The organism is Alicyclobacillus sacchari (assembly GCF_004366795.1).
Lineage (GTDB): Bacteria > Bacillota > Bacilli > Alicyclobacillales > Alicyclobacillaceae > Alicyclobacillus > Alicyclobacillus sacchari.
On the sequence record NZ_SORF01000011.1, the window covers coordinates 16,043 to 42,373 of the forward strand.

Annotated in this window: 32 protein-coding genes; 29 read left to right on the plus strand and 3 right to left on the minus strand. The window is 55.2% G+C overall.

Annotated features, from left to right (window positions below; all coding sequences use genetic code 11):
* Complete coding sequence (locus tag C7445_RS10875) at positions 1-516, plus strand: shikimate kinase (RefSeq protein WP_166669110.1); 516 nt, start codon at positions 1-3, stop codon at positions 514-516.
* Positions 517-527: 11 nt separating this feature from the next.
* Positions 528-1,454 carry an AFG1/ZapE family ATPase gene (gene zapE, locus C7445_RS10880; protein ID WP_208320904.1) on the plus strand — a complete coding sequence of 309 codons (927 nt, stop codon included), beginning with the start codon at positions 528-530 and terminating at the stop codon, positions 1,452-1,454.
* 14 nt (positions 1,455-1,468) lie between these two features.
* On the opposite strand, the gene C7445_RS10885 is transcribed toward zapE, so the two are convergent.
* Both C7445_RS10885 and C7445_RS10890 read right to left on the minus strand, forming a co-directional pair.
* Positions 1,469-2,386 carry a YqhG family protein gene (locus tag C7445_RS10885; RefSeq protein ID WP_243835138.1) on the minus strand — a complete coding sequence of 306 codons (918 nt, stop codon included), beginning with the start codon at positions 2,384-2,386 and terminating at the stop codon, positions 1,469-1,471.
* A gap of 5 nt (positions 2,387-2,391) precedes the next feature.
* Positions 2,392-4,116: a DEAD/DEAH box helicase gene (locus C7445_RS10890; RefSeq protein WP_243835139.1), complete on the minus strand. Its 1,725-nt coding sequence runs from the start codon at positions 4,114-4,116 to the stop codon at positions 2,392-2,394.
* 172 nt (positions 4,117-4,288) lie between these two features.
* Here C7445_RS10890 and gcvT point away from each other — a divergent pair, with 172 nt between their 5' ends.
* Genes gcvT through gcvPB form a run of 3 tightly spaced genes read left to right on the plus strand, consistent with a single transcriptional unit; the run spans position 4,289 to position 8,240 of the window.
* Positions 4,289-5,383, plus strand: coding sequence for a glycine cleavage system aminomethyltransferase GcvT (gcvT, locus tag C7445_RS10895; RefSeq protein WP_134160259.1), 1,095 nt, complete (start codon positions 4,289-4,291; stop codon positions 5,381-5,383).
* 38 nt (positions 5,384-5,421) lie between these two features.
* Positions 5,422-6,777, plus strand: coding sequence for an aminomethyl-transferring glycine dehydrogenase subunit GcvPA (gene gcvPA, locus C7445_RS10900; RefSeq protein WP_134160261.1), 1,356 nt, complete (start codon positions 5,422-5,424; stop codon positions 6,775-6,777).
* Positions 6,774-8,240 (plus strand): aminomethyl-transferring glycine dehydrogenase subunit GcvPB, encoded by a 1,467-nt coding sequence (gene gcvPB, locus C7445_RS10905; RefSeq protein ID WP_134160262.1) that lies wholly within the window; start codon positions 6,774-6,776, stop codon positions 8,238-8,240. Before gcvPA ends, gcvPB begins: the two co-directional genes overlap by 4 nt.
* Here gcvPB and C7445_RS10910 read toward each other — a convergent pair.
* The gene (locus C7445_RS10910) at positions 8,208-8,792 is read right to left on the minus strand and encodes a histidine phosphatase family protein (RefSeq protein ID WP_134160264.1); all 585 of its coding nucleotides are present in this window, start codon (positions 8,790-8,792) and stop codon (positions 8,208-8,210) included. The genes gcvPB and C7445_RS10910 overlap by 33 nt on opposite strands.
* 107 nt (positions 8,793-8,899) lie before the next feature.
* On the opposite strand from C7445_RS10910, the gene aroQ reads away from it, so the two are divergent.
* The 24 genes from aroQ (at position 8,900) to C7445_RS11035 (ending at position 26,325) form a co-directional block, all read left to right on the plus strand.
* Positions 8,900-9,340, plus strand: a complete 441-nt coding sequence (gene aroQ, locus C7445_RS10915; protein WP_134160266.1) for a type II 3-dehydroquinate dehydratase — start codon at positions 8,900-8,902, stop codon at positions 9,338-9,340.
* A gap of 31 nt (positions 9,341-9,371) precedes the next feature.
* Complete coding sequence (efp, locus tag C7445_RS10920; RefSeq protein WP_134160268.1) at positions 9,372-9,929, plus strand: elongation factor P; 558 nt, start codon at positions 9,372-9,374, stop codon at positions 9,927-9,929.
* Between the two features lie 134 nt (positions 9,930-10,063).
* A complete protein-coding gene (locus C7445_RS10925; protein WP_134160270.1) occupies positions 10,064-10,345 on the plus strand; it encodes a DUF2619 domain-containing protein in 282 nt (93 codons plus the stop codon).
* A gap of 258 nt (positions 10,346-10,603) precedes the next feature.
* On the plus strand, positions 10,604-11,596 hold the full coding sequence (gene spoIIIAA / locus C7445_RS10930; RefSeq protein WP_243835140.1) for a stage III sporulation protein AA: 993 nt from the start codon (positions 10,604-10,606) through the stop codon (positions 11,594-11,596).
* A 12-nt stretch (positions 11,597-11,608) separates the two neighbouring features.
* Positions 11,609-12,124 carry a stage III sporulation protein AB gene (locus C7445_RS10935; RefSeq protein WP_243835141.1) on the plus strand — a complete coding sequence of 172 codons (516 nt, stop codon included), beginning with the start codon at positions 11,609-11,611 and terminating at the stop codon, positions 12,122-12,124.
* 57 nt (positions 12,125-12,181) lie between these two features.
* Complete coding sequence (spoIIIAC, locus tag C7445_RS10940; RefSeq protein ID WP_040289238.1) at positions 12,182-12,385, plus strand: stage III sporulation protein AC; 204 nt, start codon at positions 12,182-12,184, stop codon at positions 12,383-12,385.
* An 8-nt stretch (positions 12,386-12,393) separates the two neighbouring features.
* Positions 12,394-12,780, plus strand: coding sequence for a stage III sporulation protein AD (spoIIIAD, locus tag C7445_RS10945; protein WP_134160275.1), 387 nt, complete (start codon positions 12,394-12,396; stop codon positions 12,778-12,780).
* 15 nt (positions 12,781-12,795) lie between these two features.
* Positions 12,796-14,019 (plus strand): stage III sporulation protein AE, encoded by a 1,224-nt coding sequence (spoIIIAE, locus tag C7445_RS10950; RefSeq protein ID WP_243835142.1) that lies wholly within the window; start codon positions 12,796-12,798, stop codon positions 14,017-14,019.
* Positions 14,016-14,552 carry a stage III sporulation protein AF gene (locus C7445_RS10955; protein WP_134160277.1) on the plus strand — a complete coding sequence of 179 codons (537 nt, stop codon included), beginning with the start codon at positions 14,016-14,018 and terminating at the stop codon, positions 14,550-14,552. Before spoIIIAE ends, C7445_RS10955 begins: the two co-directional genes overlap by 4 nt.
* A gap of 2 nt (positions 14,553-14,554) precedes the next feature.
* Entirely contained in the window at positions 14,555-15,010 is a 456-nt protein-coding gene (locus C7445_RS10960) for a hypothetical protein (RefSeq protein WP_134160279.1), read from the plus strand.
* A gap of 25 nt (positions 15,011-15,035) precedes the next feature.
* On the plus strand, positions 15,036-15,614 hold the full coding sequence (locus C7445_RS10965; protein WP_134160281.1) for a SpoIIIAH-like family protein: 579 nt from the start codon (positions 15,036-15,038) through the stop codon (positions 15,612-15,614).
* 133 nt (positions 15,615-15,747) lie between these two features.
* Positions 15,748-16,224, plus strand: coding sequence for an acetyl-CoA carboxylase biotin carboxyl carrier protein (accB, locus tag C7445_RS10970; RefSeq protein ID WP_134160283.1), 477 nt, complete (start codon positions 15,748-15,750; stop codon positions 16,222-16,224).
* Between the two features lie 64 nt (positions 16,225-16,288).
* Positions 16,289-17,632 carry an acetyl-CoA carboxylase biotin carboxylase subunit gene (gene accC, locus C7445_RS10975; RefSeq protein WP_134160285.1) on the plus strand — a complete coding sequence of 448 codons (1,344 nt, stop codon included), beginning with the start codon at positions 16,289-16,291 and terminating at the stop codon, positions 17,630-17,632.
* A 52-nt stretch (positions 17,633-17,684) separates the two neighbouring features.
* On the plus strand, positions 17,685-18,116 hold the full coding sequence (locus C7445_RS10980; RefSeq protein WP_134160287.1) for an Asp23/Gls24 family envelope stress response protein: 432 nt from the start codon (positions 17,685-17,687) through the stop codon (positions 18,114-18,116).
* Positions 18,117-18,133: 17 nt separating this feature from the next.
* A complete protein-coding gene (gene amaP, locus C7445_RS10985) occupies positions 18,134-18,679 on the plus strand; it encodes an alkaline shock response membrane anchor protein AmaP (RefSeq protein WP_134160289.1) in 546 nt (181 codons plus the stop codon).
* Positions 18,676-18,906 carry a DUF2273 domain-containing protein gene (locus C7445_RS10990; protein ID WP_134160290.1) on the plus strand — a complete coding sequence of 77 codons (231 nt, stop codon included), beginning with the start codon at positions 18,676-18,678 and terminating at the stop codon, positions 18,904-18,906. The genes amaP and C7445_RS10990 overlap by 4 nt, the downstream gene beginning before the upstream one ends.
* Positions 18,907-18,911: 5 nt before the next feature.
* Positions 18,912-19,382: a transcription antitermination factor NusB gene (gene nusB / locus C7445_RS10995; protein WP_134160292.1), complete on the plus strand. Its 471-nt coding sequence runs from the start codon at positions 18,912-18,914 to the stop codon at positions 19,380-19,382.
* The gene (locus C7445_RS11000) at positions 19,366-20,367 is read left to right on the plus strand and encodes a peptidase M22 (protein WP_134160294.1); all 1,002 of its coding nucleotides are present in this window, start codon (positions 19,366-19,368) and stop codon (positions 20,365-20,367) included. Before nusB ends, C7445_RS11000 begins: the two co-directional genes overlap by 17 nt.
* A gap of 166 nt (positions 20,368-20,533) precedes the next feature.
* Positions 20,534-21,499 carry an NAD(P)/FAD-dependent oxidoreductase gene (locus C7445_RS11005; RefSeq protein WP_134160414.1) on the plus strand — a complete coding sequence of 322 codons (966 nt, stop codon included), beginning with the start codon at positions 20,534-20,536 and terminating at the stop codon, positions 21,497-21,499.
* 102 nt (positions 21,500-21,601) lie between these two features.
* On the plus strand, positions 21,602-22,456 hold the full coding sequence (locus tag C7445_RS11010; RefSeq protein ID WP_134160296.1) for a bifunctional 5,10-methylenetetrahydrofolate dehydrogenase/5,10-methenyltetrahydrofolate cyclohydrolase: 855 nt from the start codon (positions 21,602-21,604) through the stop codon (positions 22,454-22,456).
* Positions 22,457-22,461: 5 nt separating this feature from the next.
* On the plus strand, positions 22,462-23,865 hold the full coding sequence (gene xseA, locus C7445_RS11015) for an exodeoxyribonuclease VII large subunit (RefSeq protein ID WP_134160298.1): 1,404 nt from the start codon (positions 22,462-22,464) through the stop codon (positions 23,863-23,865).
* Positions 23,819-24,067 carry an exodeoxyribonuclease VII small subunit gene (gene xseB, locus C7445_RS11020; RefSeq protein ID WP_134160299.1) on the plus strand — a complete coding sequence of 83 codons (249 nt, stop codon included), beginning with the start codon at positions 23,819-23,821 and terminating at the stop codon, positions 24,065-24,067. Before xseA ends, xseB begins: the two co-directional genes overlap by 47 nt.
* A gap of 5 nt (positions 24,068-24,072) precedes the next feature.
* Entirely contained in the window at positions 24,073-24,948 is an 876-nt protein-coding gene (locus tag C7445_RS11025; RefSeq protein WP_134160301.1) for a polyprenyl synthetase family protein, read from the plus strand.
* A 792-nt stretch (positions 24,949-25,740) separates the two neighbouring features.
* Positions 25,741-26,325, plus strand: a complete 585-nt coding sequence (locus tag C7445_RS11035; RefSeq protein WP_134160303.1) for a CNNM metal transporter family protein — start codon at positions 25,741-25,743, stop codon at positions 26,323-26,325.
* Positions 26,326-26,331 lie beyond the last annotated feature (6 nt).

The window sequence follows — 26,331 nt, forward strand, 5'->3', positions numbered from 1 at the left end:
ATGCAGCGTTTGGCCTTGATTGGATTCATGGCCAGTGGTAAGTCGACGGTCGGAGAGCTCGTCGCGGCAAAATTGGACGTCCCGTTCGTCGATCTCGATCGCTACATCGAAGCGCGAGCGGGCATGACGATACCAGAAATTTTTGCGACTCTCGGCGAACAAAGATTCCGCGTAATGGAAACAGAAGCACTTGGCGACATTGGACGAGACATGAAATGTGTCGTCTTGGCGACAGGCGGTGGAGCCGTCATTCATCCGTCCAATCGGGATTTGTTAAAGGCTTCGTTTACGACCGTGTATTTGCGAGCCGCGCCTGAGACGATTCTCTCCCGTCTGAAACAAGATGCCGCACAGCGCCCGTTACTTCAAACGGACAATCCAGCACAGCGTGTGCGCACTTTGCTCAAGCAGCGTCAAACTTGGTACGAAGATGCAGCGTCATGGATCGTCGATGTCGATCATGGAACCGTTGAGGAGATTGCGCAATTCGTGATCCAAACGGCAATAGGGGAGTAGGTGGCATTGCTGTGAGACACATTGAAAGTCTCTTTCCCAAGCAGTTTTCCGGACATGATAGCGGATATGACGTTGCGTACTTCCGAAGGCAAATACCAGAGCTCAATGAACTAAACGTTTCAGACGCGTTCATTCACCGACATCGCGCTGCGTTGCTTGAGTATCTGCGACAGTCGTCCATATGCCGGACATGCCGTGGCTATGCAACTTGCGCAAAGCACGGTGACATGAAGGGGTTTGTCCAAGTTCTCGAACCGAGTCCTGCAGGGGTTTCATTTGGTGTAAGACGTTGTCAGCCATTTCATGAGTTCATGGCGAAGTTAAAGGTTGATCGGTTCGCGAGAGTCGCTGGCGTGACGGAAATGGATGACTCATTTCAGTTCTCAAATTATCCACCGGAGCAGATCAAACGTTATCCAAACGTCATTAAGTATGCTCGTGAGTTTGCACGTGACTTTCATCCGTCGTCTCATGCCGATAAGCCAGGTTTGTATATTTTTGGGCCGCCCGGCGTGGGCAAGACACATCTGATGTTCGCCGTGTTTCATCAGTTGCGTGAGCGAGGCGTGCCGTCGCTCATTGTTCGATCTGACTCGCTCTTTGATCACATGCGTCATCTCATCGCAGATGGACAAGATCTCGAGCCTTTTCTTGAAGCACTTTCGACTGTGCCAGTACTTGGCATCGATGAATTCGCACAGGAGCGGGCAAACGACTTCAGCATGGAGAAGCTGTTCCGCATTATCAATCATCGCTTCCATGCAAAGCTCTCCACATGGTTTACGAGCAACTACAGTCCCCCTGATGCGTACCGCAAAGGGGCAGACGATATCAACGATGCGGTTGCTCCTTTGCGATCGCGAGTGATGAATATGGCGATACTCGTCAAAATGGACGGACCTGATGCACGGCAGCGCCATTTAAAGACCTTGGTGTGACGCCCCGCTGATCCTTACGCATGTGCCCGGAGCGGGAGTCCGACGAGTGCAAGCTGCGTTACTTCGATTTCGACCCGGGGGGTACTTTTTTCGATGAGGGCCTGACGCTTCTTGGCGTGCTCTTGCTGAAGCACGTTCCGCTCCTCGGGAGGGTATTCGACCTCGATGCTCTGATAATAAGCATCGAGTTGGGCGAGATCGTCCGCCAAGCGCAGGCGGGCTTCTTCCGCCCAGTTCAAATCGCCTTCTGCAACAAGGTGCGAGAGGTACGCCTGCAAGGCCTCTGCCGCTTCCAGCAATGAATGCTTGGCTTGGCGCACTATGACTTCCGGTGAGGTGCCCGCCATCTCCAGGTGCGCTATCCGATCGTAGAACGATTCGACGATTTGCAAATTCGCAAGGCAGACGCCTTTCGACCACCAGGTCTCGCTTACGGAATCCGTCACGTATCGCGTCAGGCCGTTGATCATCAGCCAAGGGATATATTGCGCATGCGGATGTGCGCCATGCGGCACGACGCAGACTGTTTGCCCGCGGCGGCGTGCACTCTCTATTATTTTGTCGAGACGGAAGCTGCCGAGATCGACGAGTTCGGTCTGTTTAGGCCTCCGGTATAAGATATCGAAACCGCTTAAGGGTTGCGCCTGCGCAAGAGCCTGCTGGTGCAGTTCTGCCAGGCGCTCGTCTTCTCGCAACTTCGCATCTTGATCAAAAGCCAGCCGGAGCGTGGTCGGTTCTACGGTTTGATTGGTTTTTTCTACCCACATCCAATAGAACGGACGATCTGTCAACTCTTTGTCGACGTCTACAGGTAAAATGTATTCTCGATACATCGGGCGCTCGCATATGACGTCTGCGCCAACTGCCTGAAAATATCGATCGCAAAAAGTCAGACGCTCCTCGCTCGTTCGCAATGGATGCCTGTTTGTCAATTGCTTCACCGCCCTTTCTTGAGTGATAGTTGCCTTGGATCAAGCGCGCGCAATTTGGCTGCAAGTTCTTCGTGGGACGAACTTGTCATCGTTGCTTCGAACACTCGATTTTCCCATGCGTTCAATCGGGTATCGCTGACGATATCGTCAAGCGTTCCGATCACGCTCTCAAACATGCGAACCTTTTCATACAAGATCTGCACGATATGCTGTTCGATGGTATCGCGTGTCGCAAGATTAAAGACATGGCACTCTTCTGATTGTCCAAGACGATGTATACGCCCGATCCGCTGCTCAAGGCGCATCGGATTCCACGGTAAGTCATAGTTAATCATATAATGGCAAAACTGCAGGTTGATTCCTTCCCCACCAGACTCGGTTGCAACCAAAACGCGCACTTTGCGGGAAAATAGTTCGGTCATCCAATCCTTTTTCCCGCGTTTGAAACCGCCGCGAAACGGAACTGCCGAGATGCCGCGTTTCTTTAACATGTACATGATGAAATCTTGGGTTGCCCGGTACTCCGTAAAAATAATGCATTTGTCATCGAACTCATCGACAAGTTCCAATACTTTCTTGATCTTTGTGTACTCGGGGATTGCGGTACCCATTTCGATCAGTTTCTGTAGGCGTTGTTGTCGGGTCGGATGGCTTGTCTTTTTCAGCATCTTCTCCAGAGAGATGAGCGCTGCGTAAGATGAACTGCAGATTTCGCGCTGTAAAGTAAGCAGTGGCAGCATGGAGGCGCGAACCGATAATCTGGCTTGATATTCATCCCGCAAAAAATGCTGGACCTCTTCATAGAATGACCTTTCTGCGGCGGATAGCTCGAGGTCCATAACCTGCACATGGCGCTTAGGCAAGCGCGTGCCACCGTCCTGGCGGCGATTGCGGATCATGATATCGGCAATCGTCTCGCGCAACTTGTCGGGGTCCTTCGGTGTTCGCTTGTCCGCGACGTATTGGACCGAGAATTGATTGGCGCTGCCCAGATGTCCAGGTTTCAGAAGCGTTACAAGGGTATGAAGTTCCTTCAGTTGGTTCTGTACAGGTGTCGCTGTTAGTAACAAAAGATACTTGTTCGGGATTTGATTCGCCATCTGCCAATTTTTCGTCTTCTGATTCTTTAACTTATGAGCCTCGTCGATAATGACGATGTCCCAAGGTTGTTGCAGAACGATATCTCGGTGTGGCGGGCGTTTCGCCGTATCCAGCGATCCGACAACAATGTCGTCCTGTTCCCAGGTCCACTCGTTGCGTTGAGGTGTCGCGTTGATTCGAAACTTGTCATGTAATTCCTTTGTCCACTGCAGAACCAACGAGGCCGGAACAAGGATCAAAGCCTTTTTGACGAGTCCTCGCAATAAATACTCTTTTAAGACAAGCCCTGCTTCAATCGTTTTGCCAAGCCCCACTTCGTCCGCCAGAATAGCTCGTCCGCGCAATTCGCGAACAACCCGTTTGGCAGTTTCAATCTGATGTGGCAGGGGCGTGAAGCCGCGAACGTGTTCCAACGCCAACAATTCTTCAAAGGTCGGGGCTATATTTGCCTGTGCCGCGATAGCAGCCAGTTGAAACAACTCCCACTGCCGATGGTCAGAGTGCTGGCCGAGATGCAGTAAGGCGTTGAGTTCCTGTGCAAGCGACAGGCCTGTCCACTGGATCGGCACATTGGTTGTATGTTTCCGTGCCGTTGCGTTTCGCCAATCTGCTTGCAGCGTCGTATGCAAGGGGATCCCCTCCCAATGGCTTGTTTCTCTCTTATCGCGTCATGTAGTATGTGACAAGTGGTGTGTATTCTTTCATGAATGCGCTACACATGATGCACAAGTGCTTGCTCGATTCTGCGGGTTGTTTGTTTTGCCATCGTAACTTCGGATACCCGTAAAGGCAGGGATAGCAATGGGAAAGCGAACGTCGCTATATGACGCCCATTTGCGGTTGGGCGCAAAAGTGATCGATTTTCACGGCTTCGAGATGCCAGTGCAGTATCGCGGTATCCGGGAGGAGCATACGTCTGTTCGTTCATCGGTGGGCATCTTTGACGTATCACACATGGGTGAAATTGAGGTTCAGGGGGAGGGGGCTCGCCTATTTTTGCAGCACCTGGTGACCAACGACGTCGAGCGCCTACGGGTGGGGCGTGCCATGTATACGCTGATGCTTGATGAAACAGGCGGCGTGATCGATGATTTACTGGTGTATCAATTGGCGGAGGATATGTACTGGCTCGTCGTCAATGCGAGTAACATTGCGGACGACTTCGCTTGGATTCGCCAGCATGCGGATGGATACGCAGTGACGGTTCAGGATCGCTCGGACGAAGTGGCACTCGTTGCTGTGCAAGGTCCGGAGGCTGCAACGTTGCTAAGTTCCGTTGCGGAGGTGGACGTGACATCATTGCGGCCATTCTCGTTTCTGCGCGCAGATTTGTACGGCGGGTCAAGCATCATCTCCCGCACGGGGTACACCGGCGAGGACGGCTTTGAAGTCTATGCAAGCCCGGATGTCGTACAGCGCCTGTTTACAAGTCTGATCGATCGCGGCGCTCTCCCTTGCGGTCTTGGTGCCCGCGATACATTGCGGCTTGAGGCGTGCTTACCTTTATACGGGAACGAGCTGAATCGTGACATCACACCGCTGGAAGCGGGGTTGGACCCATTTGTGAAGCTGGAGAAAGGGCCGTTCATTGGGCGCGACGCGCTTGCGCAACAGCGCCAGGCAGGTCTTTTGCGGAAACTGGTCGGGCTGCAAATGGATGATCGCGCAATTGCCCGTGGCGGTTATCCGGTATGGCATGGCGAGAAGGTGGTGGGGCACATCACCTCGGGTACGCTTTCGCCGACATTAGGGGTTCCCATCGCGCTTGCACTTGTAGATGCCAGCTATGCGGAAATCGGCCAACCGCTTGACGTCGAGATTCGCAACAAGCGTTATCCTGCGCATGTCGTGCAAACGCCGTTTTACAAACGACCGCGAGGCAATCGCCCCTCGTAACATCGGGTTGCACATCTGGGAAGAGAGGAGTTTGTGTCTTGAATCGATACGGGTACGTCCCCCATACGCGAGAGGATCGCGAAGAAATGCTTGCCGCACTTGGCCTGGACAGCACCGATGCCCTCTTTGCAGACATCCCTGAATCCCTGCGCTTGCAGCAACCGCTTGCGATCCCGCCGGCGATGTCGGAACTGACACTTTCGCGGCATCTGGAGCGACTCGCGGGGCGCAATCAGCATTTGGGCGCAGTGGTTAGCTTCTTGGGTGCCGGTGCGTATGAACATTATCAGCCAAGCGTCGTCGACGCGATTGTCAGCCGGTCCGAGTTTTACACCTCGTATACGCCGTATCAACCGGAAATGAGTCAAGGCCTGTTGCAAGCTATCTTTGAATACCAAACCATGGTCGCCGAGTGGACAGGCATGGATTTGGCGAATGCAAGTATGTATGACGGCCCGACCGCATTTGCGGAGGCGGGATTGGTCGCTTGCGCTCACACGCGCCGCAACCGGCTTCTGGTGGCTGACAATATCCACCCGGAGTATCGCCGCGTGTTGGAAACGTACGCTTTCGGGCAAGGTGTAGAGATTCTTTATGTGCGTGAGGTTGGCGGCCAAATCGCGATCGACGCGTTTCGTGAACTCTGTGATGAGACTGTGGCTGGCGTCATGATTCAATATCCAAATTTCTTCGGTGTTGTCGAAGATGTGCGATCCATTGCTGAACAAGCGCACGAGGCGGGCGCACTCCTGGTTGTCAACACGTATCCTATCGCCCTTGGCCTCTTGGAGGCTCCGGGTCACTTGGGCGCTGACATCGTCGTCGCCGAAGGCCAGTCCCTTGGTAACAGCCTTTCCTATGGTGGTCCCTATCTTGGCATCATGGCCGTCAAGAACCCCCTGATGCGCCGCATCCCGGGTCGCGTCGTCGGGCAGACGACGGATGCCGAAGGGCGAAGGGGATTCGTCTTGACCCTGCAGGCGCGCGAACAACATATCCGCAGGGAGAAGGCCACGTCCAATATCTGCTCAAATCAGTCACTTTGTGCGCTAGCTGCTACAGTCTTCTTGTCGTACATGGGCAAGGAAGGAATGCAGGAGCTCGCGCTGCAGAATTTTCATAAGGCACATTATCTGCATGACCGACTTTTGACCGTCGACGGCGTCAAGTCCCTGTTTGCGGCGCCGTTTTTCAACGAGTTTGCTATCGAACTGTCCAAGCCCGTGGCAGAGGTACAGGCTGCGATGCTCGAGGCAGGGTACCTGTTCGGCTATGACTTATCGCACGATTACCCACAGTATGGTTCCAGCGTATTGCTGACTGTGACCGAAATGCGCACCCGCGAGGAAATGGACGAGCTGGTGCAAACACTGAGGGAGGTGCTCGCATCGTGACCATTCAGCGAGATGGACAGGAGCCGTTAATTTTCGAACTAAGTCGTCCAGGCCGACGTGCCTACGCACTTCCTCAACTCGACGTACCAGCAGCGGATTTGGGGAGTCTCCAGTCTTTCGTGCGAAGTGAAGCGGCACCTTTGCCGGAGGTTGGTGAACTGGATGTTGTTCGCCATTACACAGCGCTTTCGCAAAAGAACCATGGCGTGGATAGTGGCTTTTATCCGCTTGGCTCGTGCACGATGAAATACAACCCAAAGCGCAATGAGCGAGCTGCGCGCTTGGACGGCTTTGCTCGCATTCACCCGCTTGCGCCAGCCCAGACCGTGCAAGGGGCACTTCAATTGATGTACGAGCTGCAGAACGATCTCGCTGCCATCACGGGCATGGACGCTGTCAGTTTGCAGCCAGCCGCAGGCGCGCACGGCGAGTGGACAGGTCTGATGATGATTCGCGAGTACCATCGCCGCCGCGGTGATGCGGGCCGGGATAAAGTCATCGTGCCTGATTCGGCGCATGGAACGAATCCAGCCAGTGTGAGCATGGCGGGGTTGCGTGTAGTCACGGTTCCTTCACGGGCGGATGGTCGCGTCGATCTCGATGTGTTGCGCCGGACGGTTGGCGCAGACACGGCTGCCCTCATGCTGACCAATCCAAGTACGTTGGGCTTGTTTGAGTCAGACATTCTTGAAATTGCCGAGATCGTACACGAAGCAGGAGGACTGCTCTATTACGACGGAGCCAACATGAATGCCATTCTCGGTTATGCGCGGCCGGGCGACATGGGATTTGATGTGGTGCACCTGAATCTGCACAAGACCTTTTCGACACCGCATGGCGGCGGTGGTCCAGGTGCTGGACCTGTGGGTGTAAAACAGTTTCTGGAACCGTACTTGCCAAAACCGGTGATTGTTCAAAATAACAACCGCTATGATTGGAACTGGGATCGACCGTTGTCAATCGGCAAGGTAAAAGGCTTCTTTGGCAACTTCGGCATTTTGGTGCGCGCATATGCGTATATTCGCACGCTTGGACCGGATGGGCTGAAGTTGGTATCCGAGTCAGCCGTACTTGCGGCAAATTATTTGTTGCAGCAGCTGGCGGATGTTTATGAAGCTCCTTATGGTGGACCTTGTAAGCATGAGTTTGTACTCTCGGGCGTGCGTCAGAAGCAGCAAGGTGTGCGCACTTTGGACCTCGCGAAGCGGCTGATCGACTTCGGCATTCATCCACCCACCATTTATTTTCCGCTCATCGTTGATGAATGCTTGATGATTGAGCCGACTGAGTGTGAAAGCAAGGAAACTCTTGATCGCTTTATTGCAGCCATGCGCCAAGTGGCAGAGGAAGCGGCGACCGATCCGGAATTGGTGAAGACAGCGCCTCACCGCACGATTGTCGGCCGCCTTGACGAGGTGACGGCAGCGCGTTCACCGGTGCTGCGATATCAGTTCAACCGCTGATCCGCCGTCTAAATGGGGCGTTTCATTGACGCCCAGGATGTCAAAGCCATCAGCATGTACGTGTAAACGAGTGATGCTCGTGTTGGTGATGGGCGGATGACTGTATCCGAGCCAGCTGAGAATGGCGCGAATGACGCCGCCGTGGGTCGCGACGAGAATGCGACCTGCGGCGTGCCGGCTCACAATGTCTTGCAGGCACTGTGTAACGCGGGACCGCAATGCCTCTGGTGGTTCGCGATCCGGCGCGCCGTTTGGGAATCTGCGGTCGCTTTCTTGCCGCAGCAAGCCTTCGGCTTGGCCAAACCGGTGTTCGCGCAAGCAAGCGAGCGGGGTGACAGGCGCGCCTACCGCGTCGGCGACAATTCGTGCCGTATCCAACGCGCGGCTTAAGTCACTCGCGTAGATATGTTCAAATGAAATCGATTTGAGGCACTGAGCCAACAGGGATGCCTGTCGTCGACCCTCGGCATTGAGCGGAACGTCTGTCCAGCCTTGCACGCGGCCTTGAGCATTCCAATCGGTTTCGCCGTGGCGAACGAGCCAAATTTCCATGTGGTTTCCTCCTTCGCGAGACCAGTATAGCAAGGATTTATAGGCCTGTGATACAATGAGTGCGGTTTTCGCGCTGGAAGGGTTGGGACATAAGGGAGGATGCGCCAATGACGGAGCCATATCTGCTGCTGGTTCACGGACCAAACCTAAATCGTCTTGGGGTTCGCAAGCCGGAAACCTACGGCAGCCAGACCTTGGCGGATGTCGTGCAAATGGTTCGCGATACGGCGGCATCATACGGTTATGGCGTTGTCGATAAACAGTCGAACCACGAGGGTGAACTGATCGACTTTCTGCAGTCGCATGGGCCGAACGCTCACGGCATCATCATCAATCCTGGAGCGTTTGGGCACTATAGCTACGCTTTGCGGGACTGCTTGGAGGATATTGACCGCCCAACCATCGAAGTGCATATCTCGAACGTGCACCGACGGGAGGCGTTTCGACACCATCTCGTGTTGAGCGATGTGGTCCGCGGCCAGGTTGTTGGTCTGGGGACAGAAGGGTATCGCTACGCGACGCTCGCTCTTTGTCAGCCGAGGCCGTGATTTTGCCTATTGATTTGGAGGTTACCAACATATGATTTCAAGCAATGATTTTCGAACCGGTACCACGATTGAATATGACGGTGCCATTTGGCGCGTGATCGAATTTATGCACGTGAAACCGGGTAAAGGTGCGGCTTTTGTGCGCACCAAGTTGAAAAACGTCAAAACGGGCGCCGTGAAAGAACAAACGTTCCGAGCTGGTGAAAAGGTGCCGCGCGCACATATCGAGACGCGCGAAATGCAATATCTGTACAACGATGGCGAGAACTACACCTTTATGGATACGGAAACGTATGAACAGATCAACATCAGCAGGGCACAGCTGGAGTATGAGCTCAATTTCTTGAAAGAGAACATGAACTGCTATATCGTCATGCACCAGGGTGAGACCATCGGCATTGACCTGCCGAACACTGTCGAACTGGAAGTCGTCGAGACCGAGCCAGGTATTCGCGGCGATACGGCGACGGGTGGCAGCAAACCGGCGACAGTAGAAACCGGTTATACACTACAGGTTCCCTTTTTCGTCAACGTTGGAGACAAGCTGATCATTGACACACGGTCAGGTGAATACGTATCGCGGGCGTAATCGATGCGCCGTCGCCGCACGGGGAGACTTCATGGGTCTCCCCATGCGGCTTTTTGTTTGGTTATCGCGTTGACCACGCATAGACATGCTTACCCGATCCGACGCATATGTACAGGCAAAGGAGGCATGTTCAGATGTTTGGCAACTTTGGAGATATCGAAAAGTGGGTCTACCCGATGGCCGCCCTGCGCTGTTTGTCCGGCCTTTGCGAACTGGCCGGCTGCTTTGTCATGCTCTGGTATGGCACGGTCGGACGGGCCTTGCAAGTGAATGGATTACTGGCCCTGGTTGGGCCTTTTATTCTCGTATCCGTGACGGCTCTCGGGCTGACCGGGCTCGCGGGCGAGGTGAGACTGTGGCGCGTGGCCCTCGTTGTTGTCGGAGTGGGTTTGGTCTTATACGGCTCGCGTCCCTGAACCACCTCGCGGCAAGCAGGTGTGACGGTCATGCTTTCTTTTTGAGCAAGCTGAAAACGAGCGCCATCAACAAGACGAAAATAATCAGAAAGACGACAATCCATCGGATCATGATTGAGACATCCACGGCGCTACCTCCCCAACCTTCTCCCTTTAGTCAATGCAGCTTGGCGGGAAACCGTGCTTGTTTCCGGCGATTGTTCGCATATGCTTGTACCCCTGTCCATATATATTGCAGTAGATGGGAGGTGGACAACGATGTCGATCCCGCCGCCATTCCGGCCTCGAGAAACGGCTGGTTGGAGTCAGGCCCTTGCGGTTCTCCCGATCGATCTCCAACGCTTGCTTCTCGCCCTCGACGACGCGATCCTGGCTGAACTCGAAGAAGTTCGCTTACGGGTTGGCCAGCCAATTGAGCTACGGTTCGGAACGGATAGTCAGTACTTGAAACAAGGCGGTGGACTTACGATGATGCCGCCAACTGCGGCCGTGTTGTCGCAAGCGGCACTCGATCACGCCATGCAACAGGTGACACAGTTTTCCTTGTACGCGGTCGAAGATGAGTTGCGCAAGGGATTCATCACCCTTCCTGGCGGCCATCGCATCGGCGTTGCCGGCCGTATCGTGACGGATGGCGGGCACATCCGCTCGATTCGGAGCATCTCATCGCTCAATATTCGTATTGCCCGCGCCTATCCCGGTATGGCGACACCTCTTCGGTCGTGGCTGGCGGATCGTGCGGATGGGCACCCGTTGTCGACCTTGGTCATTTCACCGCCGCAATGTGGAAAGACCACTCTCGTTCGTGACATTGCTCGCCAGTGGAGTGAAAATCTCGTCACACGGCGCAGATCTCCAGCCAAAGTCGTCGTCATTGACGAGCGTTCTGAAATTGCAGGAATGTTTGAAGGACGTCCGCAGTTTGCGCTCGGTCCGCGCACCGACGTGTTGGACGGGTGCCCGAAGGCCGAAGGGTTGCTGATGGCGATTCGCAGCCTCTCGCCTGACATTGTCGTCACAGACGAGATCGGCAAGCAAGGCGACGTCGAGGCCGTGCTTGAGGCGGCGAATGCGGGAGTTGCGGTCATTACCACCGCTCATGCCTCGTCCCTTGAGGGGTGGCGCAGGCGTCCACACATGGAAGAACTGTTCCAGGCCCACGCGTTTGCACGCTATGTCATCCTCAGTCGGCGGCGCGGCCCAGGTACAATCGAATGCGTGCTGGACGGCGACGGCCGTTCGTTGGTTTAGGGGGCACATCGCGTGTTGAAACTGGTTGGGTCCGTGATCATTGTCTTCGCGACCACGCTCATAGGGTTTCGCATGGCGCACGCGTATCGGGAACGCCCGCGCGAACTGCGACGCCTCTTGCAAGCGGTCCAGCAGTTGCAAGCGGAAGTGGAGTATCATGCCAAGCCGTTGCCAAGGGCACTTGTCGACGTTGGCCAGAACAGCGGGGGCGCGTGTGGCAAGTGGTTTGTTGCGGCTGCGAAACACCTGCAGGAAGACGGGCGAGGTGTCGCCGACTCGTTTGTCGCCGCAGCGCAGAGCATCGTAGCGGAGAGTGCGTATCGCTTGTCTGATTTCGATCCGTTGGATGGGGTGGCCGCCTCCTTGGCCACGATGGATACGGCACATTTGCATGGGCAGTTTCAAATTGCGGCACAGGCGCTTGAGCAGGCGGAGGTGCGGGCACGGGAAGAGGCAGAGCGAAGTGCTCGCCTTTGGCAATATCTCGGCGTTCTCGCCGGCGTTCTGATCGTCATCCTGCTTTATTAATACATTCATACGTTTTAGGGATTTGGTCGGCGAACGGGGAGATGGGGGGGCGACACGGTGTCACCGGAGATTCGGGACATCTTTCGGATTTTTGCAGTCGGCTTTATCGCAGCCATTTTTCATACGGTGCTCAAGCAAAGCGGCAAAGAGGACTTCGCGCACTGGGCAACGTTAGCTGGGCTTGTGGCTGTGTTTGCAATCGTCATTGGCTACGTCGATCACCTGTACCATGAGATTACCAGTGTATTCTTGCTGCAGTAGGTGAGGCCATGCACATTTTTCAACTCGTTGGCATCGGCTTGACCGCAACGGTTTTCGCGACGATTCTGCGGCCACACTCCCCACAGTTCGCGACACTCATCAGCATCTTTGCAGGTGCTGTCTTACTGTGGATGGTCGTTCATTCCTTGACGGGCGTCGTGCAGGAATTACAAGGTATGGCGACGGATGCCAAGATAAGCCAGACGTTTCTTGCTACAGTTCTCAAAATCATTGGTATCGCCTATATCGTTGAATTCGCAGCGCAGGTAGCCAGGGATGCGGGTGAGTCAGCGCTTGGTGGGCGAATCGAACTGGCGGGCAAAGTGGGTATTGTGGTGCTTGCGCTTCCGATTTTCACGGATGTCGTTCAGACCATCGTCCACTTGTTGCCGTGACGAGGGGGGAGCGGGGTGCGGCGGATTGTCGTGATGCTGTGCGCGTGCGTTGTCTGCTGTCTCCTAACATGGATTGTCCCTGCTACCAACGCTTCGGCAGACACGGCCGCGCCTTCTTTGACCCAGGCGGAAGCTCAAGCGCAAAACGCGATTCAGCAGGCGGCGCAGACTCAACTTGATCACCTGCCGACGCAAACGATCGACGAATATTGGCAAGATCTCTTGAATGAGTACGGTGGCTATTTGCCAAATGTTTCAGGTCCTGGTTTGGTGAAATCGGTTCTGCAGAATGGGCCGCCAAACTTTGCATCTGTTACACATGGTCTCATACGTTACTTCTTTCAGGAACTTGTGGATGACGCCGGGCTGTTGGGCAGCATTCTCATTCTGTGCGTTGCGGGCGCTGTCCTCAAGACCTTGCAGACATCGTTTGAGCAGGAGTCCATTAGTGAATTGGCCGATATGGTCGTTTGCTTTGTACTCATTGCATTGGTCGCGCACTCGTTTGTCGAGACGATTGGTGCAGCTCGCCATGCTATCGAAACGATGAATCACTTTATGCTGGCAACGGTTCCGCTCACCGTGACACTGCTCGCTGCTTCTGGGTCGATTGCGTCTGCCGCCTTCTTTCAACCGATGCTGCTGTTCACAGTACATTTTGTCAGCAACATGGTGTTTTATGTCGTCTTTCCGTTGATCTTCTTTGCTGCTGTCCTCGACCTGACTAGCGCATTATCGATTCGCTATACATTAACCCGCTTGGCAGGATTGATCCGAACCGTCAGTGTCGCGATCCTCAGTTTTGGACTGGCCGTGTTCATCGGTATCTCGACAGTACAGGGGGCCGGTAAGGGCATTGTCGACGGTGTCGTGCTGCGGACGATGAAACTTGGGGTCAGTACATTCGTACCGGTGGTCGGTAAGGCGATATCGGATGCGGCCGAGACGGTGCTCAGCGCTTCGTTGTTGGTGAAGAACGCAGTTGGCGTGGCAGGGCTGGTTGTCATCACGCTGATCGCCGTCTTCCCGGCGTTAAAGATTCTCGCGGTAGCCACGATGTACGGTGGCAGTGCCGCGTTCATGCAACCGCTTGGCGAGACACCCATCGTCGCCTGTCTGGGCTCCTTAGGCAAGACGATGGTTCTTGTATTTGCCTGTGTCGCGGGCGTGGCGTTGATGTTCTTCTTCGCTATTTGCATTCTCCTGGCATCGGCGAACCTGGCGGTGATGACGGCGTGACAGCGATCGGGGAGTGGTTGAAACAAATCGTGGTGGTGGCGATGTTGGCCGGGATTGCCGAAATGCTGCTTCCGACACGAGCGCTTGTCAAATATGTTCGGAGCGTCTTGGGTGTCGCGATGATCGCCGCTATGCTCAGTCCGTTGGTGCCAATGCTGCGATCAAATTGGTCATCCCAATTGGCTGCGCAGGCTTCGGCGGCGCTGTTTGGCAACACATTGGCGACGCAAGGTTCTGGTGTGGACGACAACTCCGCAGCGGTTCGTGGGTACGCCGCGGCACTCAATCAGGAGGAGAGCTTGGATGCGGACCAATATCTTGCACAGGAAGCGAAGTCAGCGTTGCCGGAAAACCTCGCAAAGTATGTGACGAGCGTGCACGTAGACAACGCGATGAATCCTGCGGAGCTTCGTGTCACCGTCGGAATCGACGCAAACGGGACGGCGTGGGGTGGCGAGATCGAGCAGACAATCGCAGAAGCACTTGGTGTTGAAGCGGATCAGGTGCTTGTCGTGGACGATGGAGGGCGATGAGAGTGGACTGGCAACAACTGTGGAAACAAAAATGGTTGCTCTTTGTGGCTGCCGTTGGCGTGCTGATGCTGATTGTCGGATCGATGGTACAAGCCCATCCGGCCAAGTCGTCCAGTGCCCTGCCGGTCTCTACGACTGATGCATTCACCAGCTCGCTGGGTACATCGAATGCATCCGACTCATTGCCAACAGCGCCGACAGAGCGGCATTACGACGATGAACTCGATGCCATGCTCGCAAAAATCCAAGGAGTGCGCGCAGTGAATGTGATGGTCGTCTTGACCAACGGTGGCAACCTCGCCGGGAGCGGCAGCACCGGCGTCGGCGTCGCGGGCGTGCTGGTCACGCTCGACGCGGACAATTTTTTTACCGCCAAAACAGAAATCGTGGACGCAATTACGAATGTGTTGGACGTGCCTGCATATAAGATTAGTGTGGAACCTCAAAAGGGAGACTAGACGCTAGATTAGGAGGATGTATAGCATGGTAAAGCGGCAAACAGTATGGTTGTCCACAATGATGGTCCTATCTTTGATGCTCATCGGGTATTACACGATGAATAATCAAGCCAGCCCGACGACGACGACGCCAACCGCCTCGAACTCAACGACCGTCGTGACGACACCGGACAACGGCAACAGCACTCAGACGCAGAGTGGGGACAGCCAGCAAAGCAACAGCTCGGGTGAGACCGGGATGAGCTCGACGGGCAATTGGTACAACTCTCTGCAGACCCTGGTTAACAATCAGATCAGTCAGCGAATCAGCAACTATCAGTCGGTGATTGCAAATAACAATGCCTCCCAGACACAGATTGCAGAGGCACAAAAGGCGCTTGGCAATGAAGAATCCCTGTACAACAGCCTGCAACAGGCGACACAAGCGGTTCTTGCAGAAGGTTATACGAACGCCGTGATTGAACCGGACAAGGATCAGAAGACCTTTACGGTGTATGTCCAAGCGAAGGACATTTCGCGAGCGGACGCGGTCAAAATCATGAATGTGGTTAGCCAACAGCTCGACGTGTCCATTCTGAACATCTCTGTCAAGCCGCACGCGTAAAGTGGACTTGACGCCGCCAGCATCGACAGCCGATGCGGCGGCTGTTTTCATATGCAGGGAACCTAGAGGTACGACCAAAGCTATGGTATACTTGGACGAGCATTTACGAGATATGGATCGGGGAGAGAACACATTGCTGAAATTGGAAGACATCCACGAGCTGATTCGTCTTTTGGATGAAAGTAGTTTGAGTGAAATTCATATTGAATTTGAAGATGGAAAGTTGCAGCTTAAGAAAGCGACGCCGGAGGCCGTAGCCTATATGCCGGTGCAAACAACGCCCGGTATAGCCGCTTCTGTTTCGCCACAGACGGCCCCAGTTGCTGTACAAACGGCGAACGCGCCGGCACAGGTGTTAAACGATATTGATGTTCATGTGATCACCTCGCCGATGGTCGGCACCTTTTATCGCGCTCCATCGCCCGAGTCGGCGCCATTCGTGGAAGTTGGTGCACAGGTGACGAGCAAGACTGTCGTCTGCATCATTGAGGCGATGAAGCTGATGAACGAGATTGAGGCGGAAGTGTCCGGAGAAGTGATCGAGGTTTTGGCCGAGAACGGCCAACTGGTCGAGTATGGGCAGCCGCTGTTCAAAGTTCGGCGCGCTTGACCAGTTATCGTGAGAGGCACGGCCTGATCAACATCATTTACGTTCGACAAGGGGCAACGCGGTTATGTTTAAACGTGTACTTGTGGCTAATCGGGGCGAGATCGCCGTCCGTGTCATTCGCGCTTGCCGCGAGTTGGGGATTGAGACGGTCGCCGTTTATTCGATGGCAGATAAGGACGCTTTGCACGTTCGTCTCGCCGATGAGGCGTACTGCATCGGGCCGGCGGCGCCAAAACTTAGCTACCTACATATTCCGAGCCTAATTTCCGTGGCGACGCTGCGGGGGGTTGATGCTGTACATCCGGGGTACGGCTTTTTATCGGAGAACAGCGACTTTGCCGAAGCGTGCGAGGCTTGCGGCATCACTTTTATAGGGCCCAGTCCGAAGGCCATTGAGCAGATGGGTGACAAGTCCGCCGCGAAGGAAACGATGCGCAAGGCAGGGGTGCCGACGGTTCCAGGAAGCGACGGCCTGGTGGATAATTTGCAGGAAGCTCTGGATATCGCGAATGCAATCGGGTATCCGCTCATCATCAAGGCGACGGCCGGCGGCGGTGGCCGCGGTATTCGCGTCGTGCGCGATGAACAGGCGTTGCGGCAAGCGGTTGATGCGGCGCGGCGCGAGGCAGAGGCTTCGTTTGGTAACGGTGGTATCTACATTGAGAAATACATCGAGCGAATGCGGCATGTAGAGATTCAAATCTTGGCGGATCGTCACGGAAACGTCGTCCACCTCGGGGAACGCGATTGTTCGGTGCAGCGTCGCCTGCAAAAGTTGGTGGAGGAATCTCCTTGCCCGGTGTTGAGCGATGACGTGCGCGATCGAATGGGGCGAGCTGCCGTTGCGGCCGCGCGTGCGGTTGACTATGTCGGTGCAGGCACCATCGAGTTTATTTATACAGACGATGGCGATTTTTACTTCATGGAGATGAACACGCGCATTCAAGTTGAGCATCCTGTTACTGAGTGGGTAACCGGTGTGGATCTTGTGCGGGACATGATCCTCGCTGCCGCCGGTGAACCTTTGTCCGTGCGCCAGGAGGATATTCAATTGCGGGGGCATGCGATTGAGTGTCGAATCAATGCCGAAGATCCACTGCGTCAGTTCGCGCCGTCTCCCGGCACCATCACGACGTATTTACCGCCGTCGGGACCAGGTGTTCGCGTTGATTCAGCTTGTTATCAAGGCTATACGATTCCGCCGTTCTACGATTCTATGGTGGCAAAGCTCATCGTTTGGGCGCCTACGCGCGAACAAGCCATCGCTCGCATGTTGGCAGCCTTGGACGAATATGAAATCGACGGAGTTCGCACAACCATTCCGTTTCACATTGCCCTGATGCAGAACGACAAGTTTCGGAACGCCGATGTGACGACTCGCTTTTTGGAGGAGAATCACATACTTTAAGCGAAGCTTGTCATAGGATGAAGGGACAACGATAATCAGGAGTGTGATAAGCGTGGCTGACATGGAGTACGAACTGACTGACCGTGGTTCTGTGCATATCGCGGACGAAGTTGTGCAGATCATTGCCGGTGTAGCAACCAGTGAGGTCGAGGGTGTCGCGGGCATGAGCGGATCGTTTGCGGGCGGTTTGACGGAATCTTTGACAGGCCGTAAAAATCTGTCGAAGGGCGTGAAGGTTCAGTTCGTAGAAAATGAACGGGCGTGTTCGATAGACGTCTCGGTTTCGCTACGATTTGGTGTAAACATTCCTGATACAGGGTATCAAATTCAAGAACGGGTAAAAGCTGCGGTGGAAGGGATGACTGGTCTGAAGGTTGTCGCGGTTCACGTTCACGTCGTGGGCGTCGCCTTCCAGTCAGATGTTGATCCGAAAGCGGTCGATGCGGATCAGATTCTTAGTACCGAACGAAGTCCGGGCCTCTGACCCGCTGGGGGGATAGCATGAGCCTATTGGATCGTTTGTTGTTGTTTTTACTTGCCGTGATCGGTTTGGTTGTTGGCGTCGTACTTGCTCTGGTTGGCGCCAATGTCATCTCCGTCGCGTGGGTAAGTACAGAGTTGTTGACGGTGCCCTATAACATGGCGGCCATTGTCGTTGGAGCCGTTGCCGCCCTTTTATCGCTCCGGTTTTTGTTTTATCGCATATCTCGCATGCAAACGGCGGAGTACGTTGCTCTGACGGGTGACCACGGGCAGATTCGGATATCCTATGACACCTTGCGCCAGTTGGCCAATCGCCGGGGTTCGCAACTGAAGGGCGCCGAATCGTTCGACTCGCGAATTCGCCAGGGGCAGGAGGGAATCCTGATTCTGGTTCGCATGCAGGTATTGCCTGATGTGGATATCGCGCAGTTGAGCCGAGATGCACAGACGGCCGTTAAAGAGTACGTCGAGGGTGCCACGGGAGTTGTGGTGGAGCGCGTGCTTGTGCATGTGACCGAACTGGCAGCTGGTGCGCGTTCGAGTAAGGCGTGGAGTGGCGTATGAGCGCGTTGCGTCGCGCAATTGCGGCATTTTTGGCCTGGCCTCGGCGCTATCATGGCTTGCTCGCAGGGGTCGTGCTTTGGGCGCTGTGGTTGCTGGTTGGTTTCTGGCGCACGCTGTTGCTGGCGGTACTTGCCGCCACTGGTTACACGATTGGTCGTGTGCTCGAGGAGAATCAATCATGGCGGGAGCTTTTGGATAAACTACTTTCAGATCGATATACGGAGTGACGTGCTTGACTCGACATGAAGCTAGAGAGTGTGCCTTGCAGGCTTTGTATCAAATTGACCTGAGCGATAGCGGCGTGATCGACGCCGTTTCGTTCGTTTTGGAGGACAAGTTATATACAGACGCCGATGTAGACTACATGACAAGGCTTGTGCGAGGTGTCATGGAGCATTTGGCGGAGATCGACGCCGTGCTTGCTGGAAGCATGGATCGCTGGTCGCCGGAGCGGATCGGACGGGTGGAGAAAAACGTGCTGCGCTTGGCTGTGTTTGAATTGATGTACGAGCCGGACATTCCGATGGCAAGTGCCATCAATGAGGCGGTCCGCCTGGCGAAAACGTATGCAACTGAGCAATCGGGGAAGTTTGTCAATGGCGTTCTCGCCAAGGTTTTACCGGCGATTGCTCGCAACAACGGAGTGGCGACAGCGGATGTATCGCGTGTGGAGGTCGAACCGCCAGATGGCGAGCCGACGTGAAGTAAGTTGCGTTCTTGGGATCGATACAAGCAATTACACAACGTCCCTTTGTGCCGTCGACGCCAGTGATGGGAACATGCTCGCCGAAGCCAGGACGATTTTGCATGTCGTCCATGGTGAGAAGGGACTACGCCAGTCCGAGGCCACATTTCAGCACGTGCAAAATATTCCTAGGGTGATGGCGTCGATACAGGATCAACTCGCACGGGACGGCATACAGCCGCGTTGGGTGCATATCGCTGCCAGCGTCCGGCCACGGCCATGGTCAAATTCATACATGCCGGCGTTTCAGGCGGGTGCCTCGTTTGGACTTGCGATTGCCCAGATGCTGTCCATTCCCATGACGCGGACGTCCCACCAGGAGGGTCATCTGGCGGCGGCCGAGTATTTCGAGCCGATGCCATCCGCTCCATTTGTGGCCGTTCATATTTCTGGTGGAACGTGTGATGTCATGGTCGCCAGGCGCACCCCGTTTGGCTATCGAATTTCACGTGTCGGCGAAGGGGCAGATCTGCACGTGGGACAGTTTGTCGATCGCGTCGGTGTTGCGTTAGGTTTGCCGTTCCCAGCAGGGCCGCATCTCGAGGCGTTGAGTAAGGTCGACCTGGAGTTGCCAGAGCAGCTCGAGTTGCCCGCACCTGTGCGCGGTGCCAGGATGAGCTTTTCCGGGCCGTTGACCAAGGCGCTTACCGCGATTGAACAAGGCGTACCCGGCCCCGTCGTCGCTCGCGCCGTGCAATCGTGTATTGCACGTGCGATTGCGAAATCCGTGGAATACGTGGTGCGTACCTATCGTGATCGCGATCCGCTGGATCATGTGCTCATTGCCGGTGGGGTCGCCTCCAACCAAGTGATTCAACAGGATGTTGTCGCTCGTCTACACAGACGTTTACGGGCCGTTCGGATAGCATTTGCTCCGCCTCAGTTTGCACGAGACAACGCGCTCGGTGTAGCGCGGATCGGTTATTGGCGAGCGCATGCGTAAAAACCGGGTAAACAAGTTGGCAAAGGTTGAATTGTCGACAAAACACATAGGTTTTCGTAGTCTTTTTTTTCTGTCTCTTGTATAATGAGCGCAAGTGTGTTTTTACGTTGACTAAGGAGGTTTCACGTTGTCAAATCAGGCTCTCGTCCAGGAAAACGTCACAGACATGCTGATTATCGGCGGCGGCCCAACAGGATTGTTTGCGGCATTTTATTGCGGTATGCGCAATTGTTCCTGCAAAATTATCGATAGCCTACCGGAACTGGGTGGGCAGTTGGCTACGTTGTATCCCGAGAAATTTATTTATGATGTCGCTGGATTTCCGAAAATTCGCGCTCGCCAACTTGTCGACCAGCTGGTTGAGCAAGCGATGGAACGCAATCCGGGCATCCACCTGAACGAATCGGTTCAAACTTTGGTTCGTCGCGAAGATGGCCTGTTCGAACTGCATACGGATAAATCGGTGCATATCGGTCGTGCAGTCATCATTTGTGCGGGCATTGGCGCTTTTTCGCCTCGGCCGTTGCCGGCACCGTCCGCTAAAGATTTCGAGGGGCGCGGTGTTGTCTATTACATTGATAAAGTCGAAAATTATCGAGGCAAGAACGTACTGGTCATTGGTGGCGGCGATTCTGCTGTCGATTACGCTTTGATGCTCGAGGAAGTGGCCGCCTCTGTGACATTGATTCACCGCCGGGATCAGTTCCGCGCACACGAAGAAAGCGTGCGCCAACTGTACGAATCCAGCATCCAGATCAAGACGTTTTACGAACTGTCTGACGTGCAAGGCGGAAATTGGGTAGAGCGTGCCGTCATCGTCAACAACCAGACGAAGCAGACAGAGACCATCGAAGTTGATGCGATTGTCAGCGGCCTCGGGTTCACGGCTTCACTCGGACCAATTAAGGAGTGGGGGCTCGAGATCGAGAAAAACGACATCGTCGTCAATTCGAAGATGGAGACCAACATACCCGGTGTGTACGCGGCTGGCGACGTCGTTACCTATCCAGGCAAACTGAAGCTGATAGCGACAGGATTTGGAGAGGCGCCGACGGCAGTCAACAATGCGAAGACATTCATCGACCCGCAGGCCAAGTTGTTCCCGGGTCACAGCACAAGCATGAGCCGCTAAAGGGACAGTGGGCTGTCTTGTTCGGATCCGAAATCGGAGCGAGACGGCCCCTGTTCTTTTAGGAAGTTGTACATGCCAGGATTGAAACGGAAGGTGAGGCACGTGGCTCAAATCATCGATGGCAAGCAAGTCGCGGCTGAAGTGAAGCGAGACGTGACAGAGCGCGTACAGCGTTTGCGCGAGCGGGGCATTGTACCCGGGCTGGCACTTGTTCTCGTCGGTGACGATCCATCTTCTGCGTCCTATGTACGCAGTAAGCGCAGGTTGGCTACGGATTTGGGATTGAACGCGATGGTGCACGAACTGCCTGTTGCGATTCAGGAATTGGACTTGGTGCAGTTTATCGGGCGGTTGAACGAGGATGACAGCGTGGATGCCGTTCTCGTTCAACTGCCGTTGCCGTCGCATCTGCATGCGGATCGCGTGCTTGCCGCCATATCGCCGGAAAAGGACGTGGACGGCCTGCACCCTGCCAATCTAGGGCGAGCGAGTCAGGGCAAACCGCCAGTTTGGCCGTGTACGGCCGCGGGAATTGTGCGCCTTCTGGATTTTGCCAATGTGCCGATTGCGGGTCAAACTGCTGTCGTCGTCGGCCGCAGCCGCCTGGTTGGTTGGCCGACCGCGCAATTGCTCTTGTCGCGTGGAGCCACCGTGGTACAATGCCATCGTCAGACCGTCAATCTATCATCCTACACCAGACAAGCCGATGTTCTTGTTGTGGCGGCAGGTGTGCCACATCTGATTGGCAGGGAGCACGTCAGGCCGGCAACGGTCGTCATCGATGTCGGCATGAACCGCGTCGATGGCCGTTTGCTTGGCGATGTCGACTTCGAGCAAGTGGCGCCCCTTGTTAGTGCCATTACGCCGGTTCCAGGTGGGGTCGGGCCGATGACGGTGGCCATGCTTGTCGCCAATGCCGTTTCTCTCTGCGAACAGAGGCGTGGAAAGAGGGGGTGACATCGATGAGTGAAGCCGCGCTCTCTCCCTCGGCAGCGACTGTTTTCACGGTCACCGAGCTCAACTTGCGGATTAAGCGCCGGATTGAAGCGGACCCAAGTCTCACCCAATGTTATGTGGCAGGGGAAATTTCGAACTTCAAACATCACTCCAGCGGCCATATGTACTTTACTTTAAAGGACGAAACCAGCCGCATACGGGCGGTGATGTTTGCAGGCCGGAATCGCAGGTTGCGGTTTAAGCCCGAAGACGGCATGCGGGTCATCGCGCTCGGGACGGTCAGCGTTTTCGATCGCGATGGCCAGTATCAATTGTATGTCGACGATCTGCAGCCTGATGGCGTCGGTGCCCTGTATGTCCGGTTTGAGCAGTTGAGGAATCAACTGCAGGCGGAAGGACTGTTTGCCGCTGAGAGAAAGCGAAAGCTGCCGATGTATCCGAAGCGAATCGGCGTCGTGACGTCTGCAACGGGGGCGGTCATACGCGATATTTGTACGACGCTGGAGCGCCGCTATCCGTTGGCTCGTGTTGTTCTTGCCCCCGCCCAGGTGCAGGGTGTTGCCGCATCCCGAACGATTGTCGCAGCCTTGGAACGGCTGTGGCGATTATCAGAGCCGGTGGATGTCATCATTGTGGGGCGTGGCGGCGGATCGCTCGAGGAACTGTGGCCGTTTAACGAAGAAGAGGTGGCGCGTGCCGTCGCCCGTTCGCCGATTCCTATTGTCTCGGCGGTTGGGCATGAGACGGATGTCACCATTTGCGACTATGTCGCGGACGTGCGCGCGGCGACGCCGACCGCGGCGGCCGAATTGGTGGCACCGCATTACCGCGACCTACAATTGCAGTTGTCGCAGACATTGGCGCGCTCACAGGCGGCTGTTGCGGCAAAGGTGCAACTGTATCGGAAAACGTTGCAGCAAATCGAAAATCGTCCACTTTTTCGCTTCCCCGAGCGCCTGTTAATGCCCCAACGGCAAGCCGTGGACTTTTTGGAAGGCAGGTTGCGCGAATCGTTCAGGCGGCCAACGGTGCAAGCGAGGAGACGTCTCGATGATCTCGAACGCCGCCTGCTTCGAACCGATTTGCGGCATTTCCTCGGTGATTACCGCCATTGCATCGAGCGCTTGGAAAGTCGGCTGGGACAGGTTTTGCAGGCGCGTATTGGGCGATCACAGGCCGATCTCGACCGGACGATTGCGGCGCTTGAGGCGTTAAATCCGTTGGCGGTATTGCGGCGCGGTTACAGTTTGGTGCTCGATCAAGCTGGTGACCAGGTATTGGCGAGCGTCGAACAATTCACGCCGGGCAGGCGCATTCAGATCCAGGTGGTCGATGGAATGGTCGAAGCGGAGGTGAAACGACATGGTGACGGGCGAGAACGAAGCGAGCAAATCAGACTTGACATTTGAGCAAGCCATGCAACGACTTGATGAAATTGTGCGCAAGCTAGAGGCCGGCGATTTGCCACTCGACGCCTCGATACGTGCCTACGAGGAGTCGATGCGGTTGGTTGCGTTCTGCCGTGAACAGTTGGACAAAGCAGAGTTCCAGTTGGAGCAGCTTACCCTCGATGCGGTGGAAGAAGGACCGGCAGGCGAGGAAAGGGCGTGATCGGTATGGGCTCTTATTTAGAGACCTGCAAGGTAGAGTTAAACGCATATTTGAAGCAGCTGCTTCACACCGAAGGTCTGGCGACGCGTCTATATGAAGCGATGAATTACAGCTTAATGGCGGATGGCAAGCGTCTGCGCCCGGCGTTGCTGATGGCGACCGCTCAGACGTTTGGCGTCGGTCGTGAGCGAGTGTTGCCGGCGGCGGCCGCGTTGGAGATGATCCACTGCTACTCCTTGATTCACGATGATTTGCCTTGTATGGACGATGATAGCTTGCGTCGCGGACAGCCCACCAACCACGTGGTGTTTGGCGAGGCCATGGCATTGCTCGCCGGCGACGGACTCCTGACCGAGGCGTTCGCCTTACTGTCGCAACCGATTCCGGAAGTCCCGCCTGCACGGCAATTGCGCATGGTTCAAATCCTGGCTTCCCGTGCGGGCGCAAACGGCATGGTCGGTGGACAGGCGGTGGACGTCGAGCGAACAGGCGGGCAGGGAACATTGGCAGACGTTCAGTTTATTCACCTTCACAAGACGGCGCGGTTGATTCAAGCTGCAGTAGAGATTGGCAGTCTCTTTCCGGAACTGGATCAGGAAGCGCAGGAAGCTCTCTCGACCTATGGCGAGGCTTTGGGGCTGGCCTTTCAAATGGTTGACGATGTCTTGGACGTAGTTGGTTCGACTGCCGAGTTGGGAAAGACGGCGGGCAAGGACGAGGCAGAAGGCAAGCTGACCTATCCGCGCTTTATCGGGATCGATGAGACCCGGCGTCTTGCTGAGGAAACGATCGCGCGTGGGCAAGAAGCGTTGCGCAGGTGCGGGATCTATTCCTCCTACTTGGATGAATTACAGTCGCTCGTACTCGTTCGTTCCCATTGACGTCGCAATGCGCCAAAAGTTGCTGTGACATCACTTCTTTGCAAAGTTGTCCAGCAAACGACTACGGGTATTGGGCCTCATCATGTGATATAATACGAAGATGTAAAGTCGTTTTTCGGGTAATGGTCATACACTGACGATTGTCAATGGGTGGCGCAGTATTCTAGTCAGCCGTCCGCGCCTGAAGGCGGGGCTAAAAATCCGTCAAAGGGCACATCGATGAAGTTCCTGGTGTTGGCTTGGGGCGCCCAGCCCTGGGCTTATGCTGGGAGTTAAGAAAGTTGGGTAGCCCGCAATGGCATGCGGAGACTAACCCAGCTTTCGCGGAGGCCCAAGTGCGTAGCTCGCAATCCATGGGGAAGGGTTATGGCTTGGGGTATGAACCTGCATGCGGAGGCAATCTGTGTGCAGTGTAGCCTGCCTTGAAGTGGTGCTGAAGGATCCCAGGAATTCAGGTGGCGTCCCGCGGCCACGGAGACGCCGCCGGTGCTGGGTGAAATCCGTACTGCAAAAGAGGCTAGGGCGCGTTCGCGGCTGTTGCGGAAAACGCCTAGACTGTTCGCTACAAGGCGAGGTTTTCTGAGGATTATAGTGTGGACTAAGTGGTAATCCAGTCTGACAGTCGGTGACGCTGTCAAGGCGTTCATAATGGGAAACCACCGTGACGGCGACGTCTCGGTGAACGCTTGGGAAAACCTACTGGACCTAAGCCACAGCGTTTACTCAGGAAACTGCCACCCTTTGATTTTCATTACATACCTGCGTGAGAACCCTGCATTGAGTGAGGTTTCAATGAAGAAGAACGGTTCGAGGTCAGCCAATTTCAAATTTGTTTGGACTATCGCCGCACTGACTTTGCCTATCAGTGCGGTTTTCGATACATCTACCATTTTTTTAAATCAGACCAGTTGGTACATTGGCGCCGTGATCGTGCTCCTCATCGTTTGTATCGGTGCGCTGTTCGACATGCTTGGCATGGCGGCTGCGGCTGCGCGGGAGACACCGTTTCACGCGATGGCCTCCAAGCGTGTTTATGGTGCCCGTCGGGCGATAGCCATTGTTCGCAATGCCGAAAAGGTATCGAGTGTTTGCAGTGATGTCATCGGTGATATTGCGGGTGTCTTAAGCGGAGCTGGTGCGCTTGCTGTGAGCGTGCAGGTATTGCTTGCCGTGCACGCCCAGGGGTGGTCGCAGGAGGCGTGGAAAATCGGCATCACAGCTGTCATCACCGCGTTGACCGTCGGAGGCAAGGCTGTCGGAAAGACAGTCGCGATTCATTCGCCGACACCCATCATCCTGTTTGCCGCACGGGTATGGGAGACAGTTGCTCTTGTCGGGCGCAATCCGGCACGGTTGCGGCGGACAAATCGGATGTGAGGCAAG